Source organism: Intestinibacter sp. (assembly GCF_022780145.1).
Classification (GTDB): Bacteria; Bacillota; Clostridia; order Peptostreptococcales; family Peptostreptococcaceae; genus Intestinibacter.
This window is the reverse complement of record NZ_JALEXO010000217.1, coordinates 1-3,813: the sequence shown is the minus strand read 5'-3', so window position 1 is coordinate 3,813 and position 3,813 is coordinate 1. Positions and strand designations below refer to the sequence as shown.

Annotated in this window: 4 protein-coding genes; 3 read left to right on the top strand and 1 reads right to left on the bottom strand. The window is 30.3% G+C overall.

What is annotated here, in order from left to right; genetic code table 11:
- Together argS and MR593_RS08360 are read left to right on the top strand one after the other, a co-directional pair.
- Positions 1–1,562: arginine--tRNA ligase (gene argS / locus MR593_RS08365; protein ID WP_290691823.1), on the top strand; the 1,562-nt coding region annotated here is incomplete at its 5' end.
- Positions 1,563–1,674: 112 nt separating this feature from the next.
- Complete coding sequence (locus tag MR593_RS08360; RefSeq protein ID WP_290691821.1) at positions 1,675–2,598, top strand: hypothetical protein; 924 nt, start codon at positions 1,675–1,677, stop codon at positions 2,596–2,598.
- On the opposite strand, the gene MR593_RS08355 is transcribed toward MR593_RS08360, so the two are convergent.
- The gene (locus tag MR593_RS08355; protein WP_290691819.1) at positions 2,595–2,795 is read right to left on the bottom strand and encodes a hypothetical protein; all 201 of its coding nucleotides are present in this window, start codon (positions 2,793–2,795) and stop codon (positions 2,595–2,597) included. The two genes, MR593_RS08360 and MR593_RS08355, sit on opposite strands and share 4 nt — an antisense overlap.
- A 103-nt stretch (positions 2,796–2,898) precedes the next feature.
- Here MR593_RS08355 and MR593_RS08350 point away from each other — a divergent pair.
- Positions 2,899–3,813, top strand: a 915-nt coding sequence (locus MR593_RS08350) for a B12-binding domain-containing radical SAM protein (RefSeq protein WP_331474769.1), incomplete at its 3' end; no start/stop codon positions are given.

The window sequence follows — 3,813 nt, the reverse complement described above, 5'->3', positions numbered from 1 at the left end:
CAAAGGTCTTTAGAAAAGCACCAAACTTAATAGCTGGGGATATAGCAGAAAGCATAGTAGCAGAAGGAGATATATCAAAAGTAGTTCCAATGGGAGGATATGTCAACTTTTTCGTGAACAAATCACAATTAGCAAAAACTGTTATAAACAACGTATTAACTCAAAAAGACGACTATGGCAAGAGTAAAATAGGTGAAGGTAAGAACATAATAGTAGAGTTCTCATCTCCTAATATAGCAAAGCCTTTCCATATAGGACACGTAAGAACAACTGTTATAGGAAATGCAATATATAAATTATACGATTCTCAAGGATACAACACTATAAGAATAAACCATTTAGGTGATTATGGTACTCAATTTGGTAAGCTAATAGTTGCTTTCAAAAAATGGGGTGACAAAGAAACAGTAGAAAAAAATCCTATAAAAGAATTACTAGCTTTATATGTAAAATTCCACGAAGTAGCTAAAGAACAACCAGAGCTAGAAGAAGAAGCTAGAGCATGGTTCGTTAAATTAGAAAATGGAGACGAAGAAGCTAAGGAATTATGGACTTGGTTCAGAGACGAAAGTTTAAAGGAATTCGACAAGGTTTATAAATTAATGGATATAGAATTTGATTCATTTGCTGGAGAAAGCTTCTACACAGATAAGATGGATGCAGTAATACAAGAATTAGAAGAAAAACACCTTCTAAAAGAATCTAGAGGAGCTAAAATCGTAGACCTAGAAGAATACGGTATGCCACCAGCTCTTATCCAAAAAAATGACGGTTCTACTTTATATATGACAAGAGACTTAGCAGCAGCAATATACAGAAAGAAAACATACGATTTCGACAAATGTATATATGTAGTTGCATCTCAACAAAACCTTCATTTCCAACAATGGTTCAAGGTTATAGAGCTTATGGGATATGACTGGTATGATAAACTAGAACACGTTAACTTCGGTATGGTATCTCTAGAAGACGGAACTTTATCTACAAGAAATGGTAGAGTCGTATTCTTAGAAGATGTTCTTAACCAAGCTATACAAAAAACTAGAGAAATAATAGAAAGTAAAAATCCTGATATAGAAAACTTAGATCAAACAGTTAAAGACGTAGGTGTCGGAGCTGTTATATTCCAAGAATTATCAAACAGCAGAATAAAAGACTATGTATTCTCTTGGGACAAAACATTGAGCTTCGATGGAGAAACTGGACCATATGTTCAATATACTCATGCAAGATGTTGTTCAGTTTTAAGAAAAGCAGGAGAAGAAGTTACAGCAGATATAAATTACGATTTATTATCTGATGAAGATAGCTCAGAAGTATTAAAATTAATAGGAGACTTCAACAAAAACATATTAGTTGCTTTAAGAAAGAGCGAACCACACATAATAACTAGATTTGTTTTAGATCTAGCACAAGCATTCAACAAATTCTACCATGATAATCCAATATTAGTAGATGATGCTGAGCTTAGAAAGGCTAGACTTGCATTAGTTGAAGCTACTAGACAAACTATCAAAAATGCTTTAGCATTATTAGGAATGCACGCACCAGAAAGAATGTAATTAAAGTAAAATTTAAAAGGGGCTGTTGTACTATGGGGAGACCTAGAAATAGTGCGGGGCTCCTTTTTATTAGTAGAAATAAAAAGAGAGGACAAAGGAGGATGCGTCTCGAGTGAAGGATGATTTAATTAAAAATTGCTATATATCGGCGTTTGATATAGAGGATAGCAGTCTAAAAAATTTGATAATAATAGGAACTAAATGTCTAATAGATAATAAATCTCAGAGAAATGTATATACTGACAACAAGAGACTTCGAGATGAATTGATTTATTTTAATTTTTACGACAATAAACCAGAATATGCAGATGTTCTAAATTTATTGTTGCCTCTTATTTTATCAAATACAAATATACAAAAGAGCGAAGAGGAGGTATTATCCTTAATTCAAAAATATGTAAAATATCTTAAAAAAGAACAGTATTTATTTGATTACATTTTAGCTTCTGTATTATATAATAGTCTTATTCATAATTTAATAGACAACCAAAATATGGAATACGAAGAAATACTTCAATCTATCAAAGAAAAAATGATCGGATTACAAATAGATTTAGAAAAGTCTAGCATGATAAAATTTCAAATGGCTAGAATAAAGGCTATACAAATTATAGACAATTATATAGATTTAAAGGTATGCGATTATAAGGAAAATGAAATAATAACGAACTTATTAAATGTGATTTACGATATTTACATAGAAGATAGAGAATGCCTAAATGATGGAATTTCTAGTATAAAAAAATCTATATTATCTATACTATCAGCAGATGCAAATTTAAATATAGAAAATATAGATTTTATATCTTCAATGGCTGTATATATTACGAAATTAAGAAAATACTCAATAAATAAATCTGAATACACCAAGAGTTCGGATCCAAGAAGTCTAATTAATTTGAATCAAGGCGATACTATAGTAGATCCAATTTTAAATAAAATACAGGTTATATCTAAGGATTTTTCTGATAATATATTGAGAATTTCTGTCAAAGCAAAATCTGGAAAATATACGTTTAATTTTAAAAAAATCTAGCAATTTTGTTCTAGATAATTAATAAATTGATCTTCACTAGTTTCTGTCAAAAAACATAGTTCCTTTACTATGCTGTTTCTAAGCTCGATAAAGTCAGGATTATTTGTTTTTTTGCCTGTGAATTCTAGTGATTTTATAATTAATAGTAAATCTCTTTTTGATAAATCGTTAATAGTAACTTGATCAATTAATTCCATAGCGAACTCCTTTTCTAAAGTAATTATATACTATTATATTACAACATAATTTGATTTAAATATAGAGGAAAACCGTGTATAAAATAAAAAAGAGGTGAAAAGTTTGAAAATATTGCTTACAACTTTGAATTCAAAGTTTATTCATACTAATTTAGCGATTAGATATATAAAAGAAAGTATAAAAGATTTAGCAGATGTCGAAATAAGAGAATACACTATTAACAATCAATTGGATTATATTTTAAAGGATATATATTTGGCTGGATACGATGCTGTATTTTTCTCAACATATATTTGGAATGTGTACGATATAGTCAAATTATGCGAAAATCTAAAAAAGGTAAATCCTAAATTAATAATAGGATTAGGTGGACCTGAGGTTTCTTACGACAGTGAAGAGGCGATGGCTAAGTATGAATTTGTCGATTATATACTTCGCGGTGAAGGCGAGATGGTTATGAGAGACCTAGTTAAATACTTCAACGGCGAAATGGATATAAAAGACGTCGACGGTGTTACCTATAGATGTGGTGACGAGGTTATAAAAAATAAGGAAAGAGAATTATTAAAAGACTTAGATTTAATACCAAGTCCATACGAAAATTTAAATCCAAAGGAATACGAAAATAGAATCGTATACTACGAAACATCTAGAGGATGTCCTTTTAATTGCCAATACTGTCTATCATCAGCTATAAAGGGACTTAGATACTTCAGTATAGATAGGGTCAAAAGAGATCTTAAAAAATTAATAGATGCAAAAGTATCTCAGATAAAATTTATAGATAGAACATTTAATGCAAATAAGAAATTTGCAAAGGAAATAATGAAGTTCCTTATGGAAAACGACAATGGCTACACTACATATCACTTCGAAGTCACAGCGCATTTACTAGATGACGATATGCTGGAGTTTTTAAGGGACTGCAAGGAAGGATTATTCCAATTTGAGATAGGCGTTCAAACTACAAACCAAGAAGCGCTAGATGCAGTTGGTAGAAGAGATGATTTTGAAAGA

Coding starts and splice junctions, on each gene's coding strand:
- MR593_RS08355 (WP_290691819.1), bottom strand. CDS start 2,795: ATGGAATTAATTGATCAAGTTACTATTAACGATTTATCAAAAAGAGAT.